Annotated in this window: 14 protein-coding genes; 4 read left to right on the top strand and 10 right to left on the bottom strand. The window is 36.7% G+C overall.

Annotated features, from left to right (window positions below; translation table 11 throughout):
- Nucleotides 1-25: 25 nt before the first annotated feature.
- The 5 genes from H7U22_RS15090 to H7U22_RS15070 all read right to left on the bottom strand — a co-directional run bounded on the left by H7U22_RS15090 (nt 26) and on the right by H7U22_RS15070 (nt 8,120).
- Nucleotides 26-1,672, bottom strand: coding sequence for a UxaA family hydrolase (locus H7U22_RS15090; RefSeq protein ID WP_187072172.1), 1,647 nt, complete (start codon nt 1,670-1,672; stop codon nt 26-28).
- Between the two features lies 1 nt (nt 1,673).
- Nucleotides 1,674-3,185 (bottom strand): tagaturonate reductase, encoded by a 1,512-nt coding sequence (locus tag H7U22_RS15085; RefSeq protein ID WP_187072171.1) that lies wholly within the window; start codon nt 3,183-3,185, stop codon nt 1,674-1,676.
- A 46-nt stretch (nt 3,186-3,231) separates the two neighbouring features.
- On the bottom strand, nt 3,232-4,266 hold the full coding sequence (gene pelA / locus H7U22_RS15080; RefSeq protein WP_187072170.1) for a pectate lyase: 1,035 nt from the start codon (nt 4,264-4,266) through the stop codon (nt 3,232-3,234).
- A gap of 247 nt (nt 4,267-4,513) precedes the next feature.
- Nucleotides 4,514-6,442 (bottom strand): glycoside hydrolase family 88 protein, encoded by a 1,929-nt coding sequence (locus tag H7U22_RS15075; protein ID WP_187072169.1) that lies wholly within the window; start codon nt 6,440-6,442, stop codon nt 4,514-4,516.
- Nucleotides 6,443-6,452: 10 nt separating this feature from the next.
- Nucleotides 6,453-8,120: a glycoside hydrolase family 28 protein gene (locus H7U22_RS15070; RefSeq protein WP_187072168.1), complete on the bottom strand. Its 1,668-nt coding sequence runs from the start codon at nt 8,118-8,120 to the stop codon at nt 6,453-6,455.
- A gap of 365 nt (nt 8,121-8,485) precedes the next feature.
- On the opposite strand from H7U22_RS15070, the gene H7U22_RS15065 reads away from it, so the two are divergent.
- Nucleotides 8,486-9,250, top strand: coding sequence for an HNH endonuclease (locus H7U22_RS15065; RefSeq protein WP_187072167.1), 765 nt, complete (start codon nt 8,486-8,488; stop codon nt 9,248-9,250).
- A 2-nt stretch (nt 9,251-9,252) separates the two neighbouring features.
- Nucleotides 9,253-9,915, top strand: coding sequence for an HpaII family restriction endonuclease (locus H7U22_RS15060; RefSeq protein ID WP_187072166.1), 663 nt, complete (start codon nt 9,253-9,255; stop codon nt 9,913-9,915).
- Between the two features lie 2 nt (nt 9,916-9,917).
- Here the strand turns inward: H7U22_RS15060 and H7U22_RS15055 are convergent, their stop codons facing one another.
- Entirely contained in the window at nt 9,918-10,874 is a 957-nt protein-coding gene (locus tag H7U22_RS15055) for a pectinesterase family protein (protein WP_187072165.1), read from the bottom strand.
- 259 nt (nt 10,875-11,133) lie between these two features.
- Here H7U22_RS15055 and H7U22_RS15050 point away from each other — a divergent pair, with 259 nt between their 5' ends.
- Both H7U22_RS15050 and H7U22_RS15045 read left to right on the top strand, forming a co-directional pair.
- The gene (locus H7U22_RS15050) at nt 11,134-12,768 is read left to right on the top strand and encodes a glycoside hydrolase family 43 protein (RefSeq protein WP_187072164.1); all 1,635 of its coding nucleotides are present in this window, start codon (nt 11,134-11,136) and stop codon (nt 12,766-12,768) included.
- A gap of 227 nt (nt 12,769-12,995) precedes the next feature.
- Nucleotides 12,996-13,787 carry a rhamnogalacturonan acetylesterase gene (locus H7U22_RS15045; protein ID WP_187072163.1) on the top strand — a complete coding sequence of 264 codons (792 nt, stop codon included), beginning with the start codon at nt 12,996-12,998 and terminating at the stop codon, nt 13,785-13,787.
- 53 nt (nt 13,788-13,840) lie between these two features.
- Here the strand turns inward: H7U22_RS15045 and H7U22_RS15040 are convergent, their stop codons facing one another.
- The 4 genes from H7U22_RS15040 to H7U22_RS23125 form a co-directional block, all read right to left on the bottom strand.
- Nucleotides 13,841-14,275 carry a carboxymuconolactone decarboxylase family protein gene (locus tag H7U22_RS15040; protein WP_187072162.1) on the bottom strand — a complete coding sequence of 145 codons (435 nt, stop codon included), beginning with the start codon at nt 14,273-14,275 and terminating at the stop codon, nt 13,841-13,843.
- A 318-nt stretch (nt 14,276-14,593) separates the two neighbouring features.
- Complete coding sequence (locus tag H7U22_RS15035) at nt 14,594-15,076, bottom strand: Crp/Fnr family transcriptional regulator (RefSeq protein WP_248284764.1); 483 nt, start codon at nt 15,074-15,076, stop codon at nt 14,594-14,596.
- 94 nt (nt 15,077-15,170) lie between these two features.
- Nucleotides 15,171-15,953: a GLPGLI family protein gene (locus H7U22_RS15030; protein ID WP_187072161.1), complete on the bottom strand. Its 783-nt coding sequence runs from the start codon at nt 15,951-15,953 to the stop codon at nt 15,171-15,173.
- Nucleotides 15,954-15,957: 4 nt separating this feature from the next.
- Nucleotides 15,958-17,352: outer membrane beta-barrel protein (locus H7U22_RS23125; RefSeq protein WP_248284763.1), on the bottom strand; the 1,395-nt coding region annotated here is incomplete at its 5' end.

Genomic DNA, 17,352 nt, shown 5'->3' with positions numbered 1-17,352 from the left:
GACGGTTTAGTGCCTAGACTCAAGACTACAAACTCACGCCGCGTTTCCAAGGAATAAAATCATCTTGATTAAGCAAAACTGCTTTCGGAATTACTTCGCCACTAGCTGCTTTGATACAATATTCCAAAATGTCTTCGCCCATTTGTTCGATGGTTTTTTCGCCTTCTATTACTGGCCCACAGTTAATATCGATAATATCGCTCATGCGTTTTGTAAGCGCATTATTTGTAGAAACTTTAATAGTTGGACAAACCGGATTTCCGGTAGGTGTGCCCAAACCCGTTGTAAACAGAATTAAGGTTGCTCCAGATGCGGCTTTCCCTGTAGTTGCTTCCACATCGTTTCCGGGGGTACAAACTAAGTTTAAACCTGCTTTAGTTACCGGTTCAGTATAATCCAAAACATCTTCAACTGGCGATGTTCCGCCTTTTTTAGCTGCGCCTGTACTTTTAATCGCATCGGTAATTAATCCATCCTTAATGTTTCCCGGAGATGGATTCATGAAAAATCCAGAACCCACATTTTCTGCAGATTGGTTATAGGCCGTCATTAACTGAATAAATTTTCGAGCGGCCGTTTCGTCTTTGGTACGGTCAATCAATTGTTGTTCTGCGCCACAAAGTTCGGGGAATTCGGCCAATAAAACCGTTCCGCCCAAAGCCACTAATAAATCTGAAGTATAACCAACCGCAGGGTTTGCGCTGATGCCACTAAAGCCATCGCTTCCACCACATTTCACGCCTAAAACAAGTTTACTTATGGGTGCTGGTTGACGTTCTGTTTTGTTAATTTCAGTTAAGCCGATAAAAGTTTTTCTGATTGCTTCTTTAACCAATTGCTCTTCGCTTTGCGATTGCTGTTGCTCGAAAACAAATAAAGGTTTATCAAAATTCGGACTACGGTGTTTCAAATCATCCATAAAATCCTGTACCTGTAAGTTTTGGCAACCTAAGCTTAAAACGGTTACTCCGGCTACGTTTGGATGATCTGCATAAGCCGCTAAAAGTTTGCTTAAAACTGCAGCATCCTGACGAGTGCCACCGCAACCGCCTTGATGATTTAGAAACTTAATGCCATCAACATTTTTAAAAACACGGTTAGCAACGGGATTAGCCAGGCCTATAGAACTAGGATCAGCTTCTTCTAAAATTTCGCCATTTTTATAAGCCTCCACTAAATGGTGCGCATAAGATTTGTATTTATCGGTTACGGCATAACCCAATTCGTTGTGCAAGGCCTCGCGGATTACATCTAAATTTCTATTCTCGCAGAAAACAGTCGGGATAAACAACCAATAATTAGCCGTTCCAACTCTGCCATCGCTGCGGATATAACCATTAAAAGTTCTGCCTTCAAATTTAGAAACATCTGGCGCATGCCACTCGTAGTGATACGGTCTAAACTCAAAAGGATCGGAAGCATGTTTGGTGTTTTCAGTATCCATTAATCCGCCTTTTGGAATGAAATGCTGAGCCTTTCCAACCAAAACACCATACATCATAATCGGGTCTCCAACGTTCATATCCTGCATAAAAAATTTATGCTTTGCGTTGATATCATCCGTTAAATTATATTCGTGTCCATCATGAATAACGGTTTCGCCTTTTGCCAAATTTTGAAGGGCAACCAGCACATTATCATTGGGATGGATTTTTAAAATTCTCGTAACCATTTTAAATTGTTCTTTCTGAATGCAAGTTACTTAAAGTTTCTTTTGCACCTTTATTCTGTATTAATTCTACGTATGATTTTACCGCTGCTGTAAAACCAGGATAATTGTTTAAATTTTTATCCCACAAACGTCTATCGCCCAAAGTATTCTCTACAACGGTTTCTGGATTTTTCCAATAGTTGAATAAGATTTCGGCGAATTCATCCTGAATTGGATATGTTTTTCCATTTGCGTTTGCGGTGTAGGTTTCGCCATCTTTATCCACGTTCATAAAAACGATATAGGCCGCAAAACCGAAAGCGGTAAGTTGAGGAACTTCGTTGTTTAAGGCATAATATTTTCTAATTAAAGGAATATTACGCATTTGCATTTTAGAGGTATAATTTAAAGTTATGGCCTGCCATTGATGGTCTAAAAACGGGTTGCTGAAACGATCGATTACACTTTTAGCAAATTTTACCGCTTCATCGTAAGTAATGTCTTCGTTCTCTACAACTGGCGCAATCTCATCTTTCATTAGTTTTAAAACATGATCAGAAAACTCTTCATCTGCCATGGCTTCTTTTACGGTATTAAAGCCCGCCAAAATTGCCAGTCCGCAGCTTATAGTGTGCGTACCATTAAGCAAACGAAGTTTTAACTCTTTGAATTTATCAATTGATGGAACAATAAAAATGCCTTTATCTGCTTTAGCGAAAGACAAAATTTCTTTAACTCTTTCGTTTGATGACTCGATAGCCCAAAGTCTGAAAGGTTCTGCCATAATCATTAAATCATCGCTGTAACCCAGTTCTGTTTCAATTTCTTTCTGCGCTTCTGCAGGTAATTTGCCAGGAACAATTCTATCTACCAAAGTTTTACAGAATTGGTTAGCTGTTTTTAACCACTGCTGAAAATCCCAGCTCAGTTTATTTTGAATCGCTAAATCCAATAGAATTTGCTTCAGTTTATCGGCATTATCGCTAATCAATTCCGTTGGTACGATTACCATTCCGCTCTCTGCAGAACCATTAAAAGCAGTATATCTTTCGTGCAAAAAAGCTAGGAGTTTCCCTGGGTAAGATTGCGGTGGCTGATCGGTAATCAGATCTTCACTTTTAACAATCCCAACTTCGGTGGTGTTTGAAATTACAATTTGCATTTCTGGTTGATGCGCAGCTTTTAATATTTCTGTCCAATCTTTCGATGCCGACAAAACACGACTGATGGAAGAATTGATCATGTTTTCTTCAACATTCACCCCATCTTCTATTCCCTTGACGCAAAGTGTATAAAGATTATCTTGTTTGGAAAAAGCATCAGCCCCACCTTTGGAAGTTGATTTAACGATCAAAATCCGACCATTAAAAATGCGATTCTGATTTGCCTTATCGATAAAATAATCTGGCAAGCCACGTAATAAAACGCCAGTTCCAAATTGGATTACTCTTTCTGGCAATTCAAGAATTTCTGCGGTTGGTTTTGTAACCTTTTCTCCGTCGATGTTTTTTAAATTTTCTTTGCTTAAAATCATTTCCTTGCTTTTTTCCGTATTGCTGATGGCAATTACGAGTTATACCTTATTTTGTTCCGTTAGCGGTTAACCACTTAGGATATTCCTTTTCGATTAATTTTTGCGCCCAACTGCCATACCAAGCATAGCCATTTCTGCGCTCTGGAATTAGTTCTTCCAACTTCAGTTTTATTGAATTGTCTCGGTCTCCAAAAATTGGGATGTTCTTATCAAGATCGTAAAAGCGAGCCCAAGCCATAGAGGTGTTATCGGCAACTAAAGCGGCAGTTTTAATTTTCGTTTTCGGATCTGTTGCTCTGTCAAATCGATAGCCCGAAATTTTATTCGCATCGAACCATTTTACAGCATCGGCTATAGCGCTTTTTATTTGAGGTGATGGATTAATGATTCGCATTAAAAAACGAACGATTCCGACAGATTCGCTTGTACTTAATGATGCAGGCTCGAAGTTTCTAGCTTTCGCGGGCAACATCGAATCCTTATCATACTGAGCTGCCCAAATGGTTAAATTTCCATTCTGTTTTACCTGAGTTTTTAAAATGCAATCAACCCCTTTAGCAACGGCCTTTTCTGCTTTTTTAATGTATGCTGGATCAACGACTTCGAAATCATTTTTCTTAGTAGCGATGTCTTGGAGAATATTCAAGACATTAATCATCGCATCATCGTTATAAGTAATTTCCGAACGGTACAAGGCCTTATCTGGATAATATTGTGGCCAACCACCATTGGCATATTGGGCCATCAAAATATAATCAATCCCCTTTTCTGCTGCTTTTAAATAGGCTTTGTTTTGAGATTTTTTAAATGCTTTAATTAAATAAACCACTTCTCTGCTGGTTGCCTTATTATCAAAAGTTGCATGTAAATCTTTCGTCGATTTTATTTTTTCTAGTAATTCTGGCGTTAACGGAAGGGCGTAATCCACCACACTTTTATCTTCCAGTTGCTTTGGCCAACCACCATTGCCCAACTGGTAAACCAGCATTTTATCTGCGGTAGAATCTGTAGGCAATTGCGCATAACAAGACATTAGCAATGTGCTGCAGGCAATGGTTAAGAGTATTTTAATTCTCATCATATTTAATTTTTTTCTATGGCTAATTCATTTTCACTTTCGTTCGTGGAGAGACGAACCGAGGCGAGTAAATTCGATTAGCTATGATTCGCATCTCCACGTACCATTTATCTTTTTTTCCCAGAGTCATGGATTAACAAGGAACACTTTTCCTTTCATTGCGTGGCTAGCTTTTACTTCACTTCCGCAAAATTAACCAAATCGTTAACTCTTTTTATCTGTGTTTATCCTGTTCATCTGTGGTTAATTCCTATTTAGCCGGAACTTGCTTAATCAACCAGTTGACCAAATCATTAGTCGACTTAAAATTTTCAAATTCAGCAGGTAATTTTCTACCATCGATATACTCATTATAAAACCAAGGATCACCAACGGCAAACACAGTTCCCTTCCCATATTTTGCTGTCGCGATAATTACATCTCCTTTATCTGTTAAAGCAGAAACAGCAGGAGCTTTAGCAACGATTGTAGAAATCTCTTTGATGTAAACTTTCTTTGCGGTTTTGAAAATTGTGTTTCCTGCAGGAATATTTATTGCGCCTTGTTCAAAGTTTAAACCCTGAACTTTGTTGCGACTATCTTCGTTGAAATGGATTCCAAAAGTTTCTGGAAGCACATTGAATTTAGTGATTTCACAATTGCCCACATCGTTCAACAGCATCACCAAAACGCCACCACTTTTTACCCATTCGCTAATCTGCTTGGCGTGTTGAGCGTTCATGTAATTTGGATTGGCGGTTTCCTTTTCAGTATCTGGATCAACAATAATGTAAATATTGCTTCCTTTTAAATTAGCCAATGTTGGCGCAGAAGAAAGTGTAGAGGTTTTAACTCCAGCATTATTAAATATGCTTCCGAATAAAGAGAAGCCATTATTATCATCTTCATCCCATAAGTAATGGAAAGGAATTTTTACACCAGCAGGACCATCCTTAAATTCATTGTTAAAAAAATTATCAACGGTTACTGTTAATCCTTTTCCGGGTTTTGGTAAAGCGGCGATTTCCATTTCTGCGGCGGCACAAATAAATGCGCCCATACCTTTTGGGTCGTTTGTAATTACTTTTTCACTCATGTAATATTCAAAACTTCCATCACGATATTTTGGCTTTCCACCTAAACCAGAAACAGAAACCGTTCCGTTTAAGTTTACGCGTTCAGCGCCAGCAGGCGAGATAAATTCTTTCATTAAACCTGCATAACCTTTGTTTGCAGCAGCCATAAAAGTTTGAGGTAAATATCCTTTACGAACACCCTTGGCTAAGCCATAAACAAACATACTCGATGCGGAAGCTTCAAGATAATTTCCTTTTTTGGTCGGCAAATCCATAATATCAAACCAAACACCAGATTTTGCATCCTGATATTTTACTGTTGCGGTTGCAGTACGATTTAAAATGGCGATTAACTCTGCTCTTTTGGGATGATTTTTCGGGAAATTATCCAACACATCTACCAAGGCCATAATATACCAGCCCATTGCTCTACCCCAAACATTTGGCGATTTACCAGTTGTTTTATTTGCCCATTGTTCAGTTTTACTTTCATCGTAACCATGATAAAGCAAGCCTGTTTTTGCATCGCGAGCATATTTTTCCATTAAAATAAACTGATTTGCAACATCATCAAATGCAGCATCTTTGTTCATCAATGCAGCGTATTCTGCGTAAAATGGTTCGCCCATGTATAAACCATCCAACCACATTTGGTTTGGATAAATTTTCTTGTGCCAAAAACCACCATCTTTTGTACGTGGTTGTTTTTGCAATTGATCATATAGTAGTGTGGCTGCCGTTAAATATTTCTGCTGACCAGTAACTTTATACAAAAGCAAAAGCGCACGACCGTTTTTCACGTTATCGATGTTAAAATCTTCACCTTTGTAAGTTCTAATGTTTCCGGCTTTATCCACATAAGCATCCATTGAACTTTGAATGTATTTGAAATAATCTCCGTTACCGGTATTGCGCCAAACCGAAGCTGCACCTTCTAAAATAACGCCCATATCGTAGCTCCATTTTGTGCCTTTGGCATCTTTTAAAACTGTAGAATCTTGAAACAAGGTTTCCATAGCTGTAAGCGTTAACTGTTCAGATAGCTTTTTTTGTCCAAATCCCTGTTGCGATAAAAGCGTTAAGCTTACTAAAACAGATGAAATATATAGAATAGGTTTTCTCATTTTTCTTCGATTATTTTGAAATCTCAAGTACAGCTTTATTTACTTCATCACCAAAGGTGGATGTCTTTTTCGCTTTCGAAACATCTGTTCCGCTAACCTTTACACCTTTAGATTTTTCTCCAGTGATGTTGAACAAAAGTTCACTTCCACTTTTATATTGCAAACCATTAATATTGATGTTGTTGCTATTTTGAACATGAACAATTGGATTCGTATCTTCAGTAATAACGTTTACATTCTTTAAGAAAATGCCCGAAGCTTCAATTATTTCGATGCCCTTTTTAGATTGAATGGTTACGTTTTCCAAATGCACATCTTTAATGTTCATTTCAGGCAAACCTCTAAAAAAGATGGCTTTTTCGGCGCCATTAGCTACAATATCCTTAATGTAAAAGTTTCTAAATTGAGGTGTAGCTTCAGTAACCGGAACCACAACGGTTTTAATCGCTTCGCGTTTTTCGCCAGCCAAAGGAACTGGATCTACCGCCGCGTAATACATATCAAATAAGATTGCTTCACCAGGAATATCAATCATATTAATGCGATTGATGTAAATATTTTCGACAATTCCACCTCTTCCACGAGTGGTTTTAAAGCGCAAACCAATATCAGTTCCAATGAAAGAACAATCGTAAACCCAAATATTTTTGGCACCACCGCTCATCTCACTGCCAATTACAAAACCGCCATGTGCATGGTAAACAATGTTGTTTCTAATGATTACATTTTCAGTTGGAACCCCGCGTTTGCGACCAGCCTCATCTCTACCAGATTTAATACAAATTCCATCATCGCCAACATCGAAAGTGCTGCCTTCTATCAAAACATTTTTGCAAGATTCTATATCTACGCCATCACCGTTTTGCGCATACCATGGGTTTTTAACCTGAAGATTTCTAAGTGTTAAATCTTGGCAAAGCAAAGGATGCAAATTCCATGCAGGAGAATTTTGAAAGGTAACGCCTTCTAAAAGTATCTTTTTACAGTTGGTTAAAACCACTAAGTTTGGGCGTAAAAAATCTTTAATATCTTGATAATCCGCAGCGGTTTTGCCTGCTTCAACAACGCCTGCATTTTTTGTTTTAGAACCTTTAACTACTTTATCTGAAGGATACCAAGTTTTACCATCTTCGCTAATCGAACCGCCAGTTGATGTTAATTTTTTCCATTGAGATTCTGTTAACTTATCTTTCTTAACCATTCTCCACGATCCACCGTTTCCATCAATAATTCCCGATCCTGTAATGGCAATATTTTCCAAGTTGGTTCCAGAAATTGGGCTTTGATTGCGCCAAGCTGGCTGTCCTTCCCAATTTCCCTCTACAAGTTTATATTGATTAAAATCATCGGTAAACAATAAAATGGCATCTCGTTTTAAGTGAAGATTTACATTGCTTTTCAGTTCGATTGGTCCTGTTAGCCATAAGCCCGAAGGGACTAAAACAACGCCACCACCTTTTTGACTCGAAGTTGTAATTGCTTTATTTATGCTTTGTGTATTCAAGGAAACGCCATCGCCTTTGGCGCCGAAACTAATGATGCTTGTGGTATCTTTTTTAAATTTAACCTGTTGAATAACGGGAAGCGTTTGGCTTTGTGCCATTGCCGAACTTGCATATAGAATTATGCAAGCTAGAACCGCTTTTAAACGGGATAAATGACCTGAAAAATGTTTCATTAGTTGTGCTGTTAAATTATACTTGGTTATTCGTATAACAAGTGTACGTTGTTTGAGGCTAAAACAGAAGAGAAATCTATGCAAACGTTGCCGGAAAATAACCTAAAAAAGCACCTAAAAATAGGTGCTTATACTTTGATTATCATTGAGTTATAACGATTATTTAGCCTCCGGATTCCATCCATGGAAAACGTTTTCCAAAATATAGGTTTTGTATGTATATTCTGTTTAGTTACTAGATTTGTGTAAATTTTTTTTCGTTTTAGACTAATCCAGTGTTTTATTAAATCTAATAAAGTTGGTAACTTAATTAAGCACTTTTGATGAAAAATTTAGTAATTTGAAAATCTAAATTCGCAAATAACATGGCACATGGAGATTGGACAAGGGAGCAAACAATAATAGCTTTTAATGTCTACTGCAAGATACAATTCAAGAAAAGTAGTAAAACTAATCCATTTATAATAAAGTACGCCAACATAATTGGACGATCACCATCAGCTTTAAATATGAAAGTTGGCAATTTTGGACGATTAGATCCTGAATTAGAAAAACAAGGAATAGTTGGTCTTGCACATGGGGCAAAGCTAGAAAAAGATATTTGGGCAGAATTCAATAATAATTGGGAGGCATTGGCGTATGAGAGTGAGCTTTTAATAGCTAAATTTCAAAACAAGAGGATTGAAGAAATTATTGATAATGATGATTTTGAATTTCCCGTTGGGAGAGATAAAGAAGCAACCGTAAAACTAAGAGTTAACCAAAGCTTTTTTCGCTCAACGATTCTTTCGTCATATAATCTAAAATGTTGCATCACTGGATTATCAATTCCTGATTTATTAGTTTCAAGCCATATAATTCCATGGGCTAAAGACATAAATAATCGATTAAATCCGAGAAATGGTTTGTGCTTAAACTCTCTACATGACAAAGCTTTTGACAAGGGATATTTAACTATAACGCCTGATTACAGAGTAAAAACTTCAAAGTTTTTCGGAGATTTCGGTGACGGAAAAGCTGTCAGTGAAATGTTTATTAAATATGAAAATCAACTCATTTCCTTACCCGATAAATTTCTACCATCAAAAGAATTTTTGGATTACCATTACAGTGAAATATTTAAGAAATAGCTATGAGAAATACTAAACATCTAATGTTTGATTCTAGTGGATTGAGAAACGTTCAAAGTTCTACAATCCCAGAATACTATAATACATTCGACCAAACTATTCTTCTTGACTTAGAATCGATTGTCTTGAAATTAGAAGGGCAAAACTTTGTTGATTTAAGTCTACTTGATTATGATAAGAATATTTTAAAACAGATTAAAAATCTTGGGTTAAAAATGTCTTTTGTGAAAATGGAATCTCTCGAAACTGAGGCAAAATTGAAATTGATTGAATCCAGGATGCCAGAGATTTTATCATTCATAGCTTGTTTTGCTCAAAGGGCAGGCTCAAGCTCTTTCAAAGAATCCATTATAGAGTTGAAATTAAACAACCCACTAAAATATGATCTTTCACAAGGACATCCTTTTTATGAGTATAAATTGAAAAAATTATTACTTTCGCTTTGCCTTATTGATTGGTCTAAAGGAACAAATAATTACATAAATGGAATTTCCTTTATAAATGAAGATGGCGAATTAATATGTTGTCATGTAAATGACGAAAGAAGTTTTCAAGAATTTTTAATAGAAAATACTCTGATTGTAACTAAATCTGCTATCAATAGGGTTTACGAAGAAAACGGAGAGCTATTTATAAAGTTAAATCTTCAAATCCGCTTTAAATAAAACTATTTTCCCTCCGGATTCCATCCATGGAAAACGTTTTCCAAAATATAGGTTTTGTACTCTTCGTCGGTTAATTGATGCGACCAACTGGCTCTTTTATCTGGTTGAGCACCTTTTCCTGAGCTTTTGTACTCTGCATAATAGGCTGTTTTCTCGTTGCTTTCTTTTCCCCAATTGTTCCAACCTTCCTGTCTAATAAATTCTGGCAGTTCGCAATTTAGATAAGCAACTTTAGCGTACGGGCGCCATGGCCTGCCCAAGTAAAAACTATTAAGTGGAGCATCTCCCATTATTTTGCATTTGTTTAACACGTAACCAAATTTGGTGGTGTCGGCGGTTGATGCTGCTGTAATATAACCTGCCTTTTTGCAGAAAAGGGTACAAGACTCAAACCAAGCAGTAGATGCGCCAAATATAAAATCGACCGTTCCTTCGATGTAACAGTTTTTATAATACTGACGATTGTTTCCGCCGTAAGTGTAAAGCGTATCCTGAAAGCCTAAAAATCTACAGTTATTAAAAACCAATTTGTCGCCACCTGCCCAAACGGCTACCGCTTGTCCCACCGGACCAGAAGAATTCTCGAAGGTGATATTTTCTGCAGAAAAACCTTCACCATAAATATAAAAGCTAGATGAACCTGATGTTCCTTTTTCTTCGCCAAAAGTGTTTTTCTTTTGGGCAAAATCATCATAAGTTAAAATGGTTTTGTCTCTATCCTCGCCGATAAATTTTACATTCTTTTTAGATGCAGCTAAAACCAATTTTTCTTTATATGTTCCTTTTTTGATAAAAATTATTGTGGTTTTATTTCTAAAATCAGGCACGGCGTGAATGGCTTCCTGAACGGTTTTAAAATTTCCACTTCCATCCGCAGCAACCACAAAATCGGGTTTAACATCAATGGCATTTGCAGATAGACAAATGGCAAGCAAAAACAATAAGCAGAATGATTTCATAAAATGATTTGGTTAGCTATAAAATTAAAATAGGCCACGTAAAGCCAAAAACCTAAAACGCAGCCCTATTCTAATAAATATATGATGAACAATTTTAAATAATTATTTTCAACGGAAAGAATATTTATCGGGATTAAACGTCGCAAACGATAACGGGAACGATTGCATAAATTGGTGTTGGATAAAATTAAAAAATGGCTTAACCTTGTTTACACCAGATATAACGACGTAGTTTGACTTCAAGCTTGTCTATAAAGAAATGAGATACCTAATCAACACCCTTTTTATTTGTTCAATTGGTTTGTCCGTAATGGCTCAACAATCGCCCAAAACAACCTTTGTTTCTAAAATTTGGGTTTCCGATCAAGGCAATGGGACTTACAAAAACCCGATTTTAAATGCAGATTATTCAGATCCTGATGCCATTCGTGTTGGTGATGATTTTTATCTGATTGTTTCGAGTTTTGATGCCATTCCGGGTTTGCCAATACTGCATTCAAAAGATTTAGTGAACTGGAAAATTATTGGTCATGCTTTAAAACGCCAACCTCCTTTTGATCATTTTGAGAAAACACAACATGGCAATGGCGTTTGGGCACCATCTATTCGGTATAGAAATGGAGAATTTTATATCTATTATCCAGATCCCGATTTCGGAATTTATTTAACCAAAGCAAAAACAATTACGGGAGATTGGTCTGCACCCGAATTAGTGGTTTCGGGCAAAGGACTTATAGACCCTTGTCCGCTTTGGGATGATGACAATAAAGCTTATTTAGCTTACGCCTACGCAGGAAGTAGAGCTGGAATTAAAAGTGTTTTGGCGGTGATGCCGTTAAATTCAGAGGGAACAAAAGCAATCGGAACAGGCACAATTGTTTACGATGGCCATGAGCTTGATCCAACAATTGAAGGCCCGAAGTTTTACAAACGTAATGGTTATTATTATTTGTTTGCACCGGCTGGAGGGGTTTCAACAGGTTGGCAATTGGTGCTTAGAAGCAAAAATATTTATGGCCCTTATGAACGTAAAGTAGTGATGGATCAGGGCAAATCAAATGTTAACGGACCGCATCAAGGCGCTTGGGTAAATACACAAACTGGCGAAGATTGGTTTTTACATTTTCAAGATAAAGATGCTTACGGGCGAGTGGTGCATTTGCAACCGATGAAATGGATTAATAATTGGCCGGTTATTGGTACTGATAAAGATAATGATGGAAAGGGTGAGCCTGTTTCGGTTTTTAAAAAACCCAATGTCGGCAAGATTTATCCAATAGAAACACCAATAGAAAGCGACGAGTTTAATGAGCAGAAATTGGGTTTACAGTGGCAGTGGCAAGCAAATCCTCAAGCTACTTGGTTATTTACTGATGCTGTAAACGGTAAGCTGAAGCTTTATACTGCTAAAACGCCAGATGATGCAAAAAACCTCTGGGATGTTCCTAATTTATTGATGCAGAAATTCCCAGCGGAAGAATTTATGGTCACTACTAAAGTTAATTTTAAACCAAATCCTAAGTTGGAAAACGAGAAAACAGGATTAGTGATTATGGGAAGAAGTTATGCTAATATCAGCATCAAAAGCAAAAAGGATGGGCTTTATTTAGTTTATGGACTTTGCCAAAATGCAGACAAGGGAAAAGTGGAGAATGAAAAGGAAGTTGTAAAGTTAAAATCAGCAAATGCCTATTTAAGAGTTAGGGTTTCGTTGGGCGCAAAATGCCAGTTCAGTTATAGTGAAGATGGAGTATCGTTTACAAATGTAGGCGATGAATTTCAGGCAACTGCCGGACAATGGATTGGTGCAAAAATAGGTTTGTTTGCCATTAGAGATACGCAGATTAATGATTCTGGCGTTGCTGAATATGATTGGTTTAGAGTTGAAAAGTAAACGGTTGGTTTGTAAGTCATCGACTTAGACTTAGGACGTGGAACGGCCATCTCGTCATTGCGAGGCACGAAGCAATCTTACTACTCTAGGTTTCTAGCAAACGCACGAAAATTGCTTCATTTCTGGCGATGACTGCCATTCTTGGATGACAGTGAACCAGATTTTAGCATTTACATTAAGAATAGTTTCTGTGGGTGCACAGACATGGACTTTAACAAAAAATTATTATGAAAAAATACAAATTTCTTATCTCAACAATCGTTCTTGGGATTTTATTGATGTCGTTTATTGTAAAACCAAAGCCTATTAAAGTTTATCTAATTGGCGATTCTACGGTTGCCGATTATACTTTGGAAAACGATTATATGCAAAAAAAATACCCAATTACAGGTTGGGGCCAAGTTTTTCAGCAGTTTTTAAATCGCGACAGCCTTAAAGAGTTAAACCATTTAATTAAAAGCGACAGCGCACTAGTTATTGATAAAGCCAAAGGTGGCAGAAGTACAAGAACATTTTTTGAAGAAGGAAGATGGAAAGAGGTTTTAACCACTTTAGAAAAAGGTGATTTAGTGCTGATTCAATTTGGCCACAACGATGCCGCAAAAGATAAACCCGAGCGCTATGTTGATATTCCTGGCTATAAGGATTTTTTAAGGATGTATGTTAAAGAGACGAGAGCAAAAGGAGCAACGCCGATTTTAATCACTCCGGTAACCAGAAACTATCCTTGGAAAGATAATAAATTGGGAAGTGCACATGGAGAATATCCACAGGCGGTTAAAGATGTGGCAAAAGAATTAAAAGTGGCACTAATAGATTTGACAACGCTTTCTGCGGAATCTTTCACCCAAAAAGGTAAGGATTTCGTGAGCGAAAAATATTTTATGCATCTAGATTCTGGCAAATATGAAGCTTATCCAAAAGGGCAGAATGATAATACCCATTTTCAACCTGCTGGTGCTACAGAAGTTGCCCGATTAGTTTATGTTGAGCTTAAAAAAATCAATCATTCACATTAAAATAAAACCTTAAAGGCATTAGACCTATTCTTAATGCCTTTAAGGTAAAAATACTATCCAACCATAACTTTCGCGGTAATTGCAAGTCTATTCCAAGCGTTAATGGTTACAATGGCCATAATAATTTGTGATAGTTCCTGCTCATTAAAAAAGCTTGCTGCTTTGTTGTAAGTATCGTCAGAAACATGGTTTGTAATTAGGGTCACTTCTTCTGTTAAGGCTAAAACGGCTTTCTCTTCCTCCGTAAATAGTGTAGTTTCTCTCCAGGCATTTAAAAGGTATAGGCGTTGTTCTGTCTCTCCCATTTTACGTGCATCAGTTGAATGCATATTTAAGCAAAAAGCACATCCATTAATCTGCGATGCTCGCATTTTAATGAGCTCTAAAAGGATTGGATTTACTTTGCTAGTTGAAAGGTATTTTTCTAAACCATACATAGCCTGATACGCTGCTGGCTCTACTTTTTGAATGTTAATTCTACTTTCCATTTTATCGTTTTTTGATTACAATGTAAAGGTCGGGATACGATGGATCAAAAAACTTAATGTAGATTAAGAAATGGAAAGTTGTTTATTCTTTACGTCATCATTGCGAAATCATTCTCCGATTTTTCATCGGCAATGATTGTGGCAATCTCCTAAATATAGAGCTGAAATAGTCGTGAAGTGAGATTGCCACAGCCAATGAACATTGGCTTCGCAATGACGGCCGAACTTAGCGTTTCTTTGCGCTTTTACTTCTTTGTGTCCTTTGCGGTTAAGCCTATTTCTTCGCCCTAATCTTGCTTAAAAACTCTGGTGTAAAACCTAGATAAGACGCCAACATATATTGCGGAACGCGTTGCACAAATCTGGAAATAAACCATTAAAATGGCGATACCTTTCTTCTGCAGTGAAGCTGTATAAAAACATAATTCTCCGTTGGGAAGCCTGATGGTTTTTTTGCAAAATCAACCTGAAGTATCTTTCCATTTTTGGGAGCTTATCAAACATTTCATCATAATGATGCTGTTCTATGGCAATAACCTCTGTGTTTTCTGCAGCTTGGATATAGAATTCAGATGGCTTTTGAAATAAGAAGCTAGTAAGATCGGTAATCCACCAATTTTCGATGGCAAACTGGGTAGTCTGTTCAACACCTTTAATATCTATAAAGTAAAGTCTTAAACAGCCCCTAACAACAAAATAATTAGCTCGGCATATTTCACCTTGCTCCAGTAAAAATGCTTTCTTTTTAAACGAAAAAGACTTGAGTAATGAGGCAAGAATTTCTTGTTCATCCGTACTCAAGTCTACAAATCTATTAATATGGCTGTAAAGTGCGCTACACATATTCTATTTATAAATCCACCTGATTAGGCGTAAATATAATCGAATAGCTTAACTAAAGTGAAAAAGCCTTGAGTTGAGGATTGGCATATTCACCCCAATCTTTCATTGCGCCGAGCAAAATCACATTTAAGGCTTTATTATCAACTGGTTTTCCTTTGGTTGGTGGCGTTAAATCTTTTTCTGGAACAGCAATCTCTGTTACTTTAGTTGCAAACCAAGTAATGTTTTCATGTGGCATGGCCAGGCCTAAAATCATTCCGGGTAAGCCTGTAAAAGATTCTGGTCCGCCAGAAACTGCAATTTCATTGGTGTAATAGGCCACTACGTAAATAGAATCCATAATAAGTGCGTTCGCTCTTCTGCATTCATAACCCGCAATTTCTCTCGTTTCATCGGTAATTTTCCAGTTAATTTTTCTAATACTGTCCTTTACCAAATAGGTTGCTTCGTAAATACTTTTTTGCGTGGTACTGCTTTGCGTATCAAAATTGGTGGCAATTGTATTTTTTAAATCTGCCAGTGGATCTCTACTAATCCAGTTATTGTTTACAGGATCCGTAGTTTCATTCCACTTGTACATGCTTCTATCCTTATTAAAACTTAAAGTGCTTTTCTCTGCTCTGAATTGAGGATTATTCTTTTTATACTGATCAAATGCCTGTGTGTACCAAGTTTCATTATCCTTATTTATTTTCTTTTTAATAATGGTGTACATGTTCGATCGCTTCTCAAATTCGATTATTCCGTTTTGTACAAAGTGAACATTTTGTGCGTACAGATTGGTGCTGATGAAAGTAACAGCAAATAGGATGATATATTTTAAAGTCGTTTTCATAATTCTAATTTTGTTTTTTAACGCCACCACCCATTTTGCTGAAATCCCAAGATACGTTGAACATAAAATATCTTTGAATTGTAGTATAACTGCTCTGAGTAATGTTACCATTACTTGCCGAGCGACTAAAGCCAACATTTTGGTTAAGCAAATCGTTCCCAGAGATAGAAAGTTTTAAGTTATCCTTAAATAGTTTCTTCACTACTGATGCATTCCAAATAAAACGCTCAAAGGTTTCGTTAAAGGTTTGGGTTTTTCCGTTAAACGTGTATTCGCCATCACTGTTAATTTCGATTTTTCCTGGCAACTGGATGTTAAAGTTGGCATAACCTCTCCATCCCCAACCATCGCTATTTCCCGATTCTCTAATCGTTGTTCTTGCAATGTTATATGTTGGGCCAAAATTTCCATAGAAACTATATTTCTTCTCTTTATATTTCTGAATATTGATTCCTCCACCGTAGGTATAGTTTTTGGTTTTGTTCAACACATCGTTTATAAAGTTGTATGAAGTATTACCATTAGCATTGAAATTTAAACCCGTACTCACGCCTAAAATTTTTCTGCTTAAACTTCCGTAGAAATAATAATTAGCGGGCATTTTATCCGATAAGTTAACCGATTTATAAATGCTTTGCCCTCCGGTACTTGTGGTTACATCACTAATGATCGGATTTGCGGTGAAATTATACGATCCACTAACCCAGATAGATTGATCACTCAGAACCTTGTAGGAATTATAACTTGCACTTAAGTTGCTTCGGAAAGAAGGTTTCAAATCTGGATTTCCAACAGTTAAATTCAGCTGATCCAAGTTGCTTCTAACTGGCTGAATCTGATCTATAGAAGGTTGGTTTGTATTTCCGTTATAATTAAATCTAAACGATTTTTGCTGAGAGAATCGGTATTGATAAGATGCCTGTGGCATGTAGTTTACAAAATTTCTGTTGTACGATTTGTTGTTGTAAACATTGTATTGCTTAAAATTAACGCCACTAAATTTAGAACCAAAATTGATAATTGTTTTTCCCTTTTTATAATTGAAAATTGCGCCACCTTGGTTAACAACCTGATCCAATTGGTAATCATTACTGTATATCGGATCGAGAATATCGTAATTACCACTTCCAGATTGGTTGAAAGATTTACGATCTGATTGGCCATTAATTAAACTTAAACCATAATTCACAATTACAGTAAGTGATTTGCTCAAGGGCTCTGTATAAGCTAAATTAGACTTGAATATACTATTCTTAATGTCGTTGGTTTTATACTGATTTACGGTTTGCGTACTATCTAAAACTGCTTGCTCGTTATAAAACTTATTCACTGAATTTAAATAACCATCACTATTACTATCGTTTATAGATTGATTTAAGTTTAAGGATAATGTTCTGCC

Source organism: Pedobacter fastidiosus (assembly GCF_014306625.1).
In the GTDB taxonomy this organism is placed as follows: domain Bacteria; phylum Bacteroidota; class Bacteroidia; order Sphingobacteriales; family Sphingobacteriaceae; genus Pedobacter; species Pedobacter fastidiosus.
The sequence above is the reverse complement of the archived record's forward strand: the minus strand, read 5'-3'. Positions and strand labels throughout refer to the sequence as shown.

Excerpts from the sequence above, each read along its gene's own strand:
- H7U22_RS15090 (WP_187072172.1), bottom strand. The coding sequence starts at position 1,672 with ATGGTTACGAGAATTTTAAAAATCCATCCCAATGATAATGTGCTGGTT.
- H7U22_RS15085 (WP_187072171.1), bottom strand. The coding sequence starts at position 3,185 with ATGATTTTAAGCAAAGAAAATTTAAAAAACATCGACGGAGAAAAGGTT.
- pelA (WP_187072170.1), bottom strand. The coding sequence starts at position 4,266 with ATGATGAGAATTAAAATACTCTTAACCATTGCCTGCAGCACATTGCTA.
- H7U22_RS15075 (WP_187072169.1), bottom strand. The coding sequence starts at position 6,442 with ATGAGAAAACCTATTCTATATATTTCATCTGTTTTAGTAAGCTTAACG.
- H7U22_RS15070 (WP_187072168.1), bottom strand. The coding sequence starts at position 8,120 with ATGAAACATTTTTCAGGTCATTTATCCCGTTTAAAAGCGGTTCTAGCT.
- H7U22_RS15065 (WP_187072167.1), top strand. The coding sequence starts at position 8,486 with ATGGCACATGGAGATTGGACAAGGGAGCAAACAATAATAGCTTTTAAT.
- H7U22_RS15060 (WP_187072166.1), top strand. The coding sequence starts at position 9,253 with ATGAGAAATACTAAACATCTAATGTTTGATTCTAGTGGATTGAGAAAC.
- H7U22_RS15055 (WP_187072165.1), bottom strand. The coding sequence starts at position 10,874 with ATGAAATCATTCTGCTTATTGTTTTTGCTTGCCATTTGTCTATCTGCA.
- H7U22_RS15050 (WP_187072164.1), top strand. The coding sequence starts at position 11,134 with ATGAGATACCTAATCAACACCCTTTTTATTTGTTCAATTGGTTTGTCC.
- H7U22_RS15045 (WP_187072163.1), top strand. The coding sequence starts at position 12,996 with ATGAAAAAATACAAATTTCTTATCTCAACAATCGTTCTTGGGATTTTA.
- H7U22_RS15040 (WP_187072162.1), bottom strand. The coding sequence starts at position 14,275 with ATGGAAAGTAGAATTAACATTCAAAAAGTAGAGCCAGCAGCGTATCAG.
- H7U22_RS15030 (WP_187072161.1), bottom strand. The coding sequence starts at position 15,953 with ATGAAAACGACTTTAAAATATATCATCCTATTTGCTGTTACTTTCATC.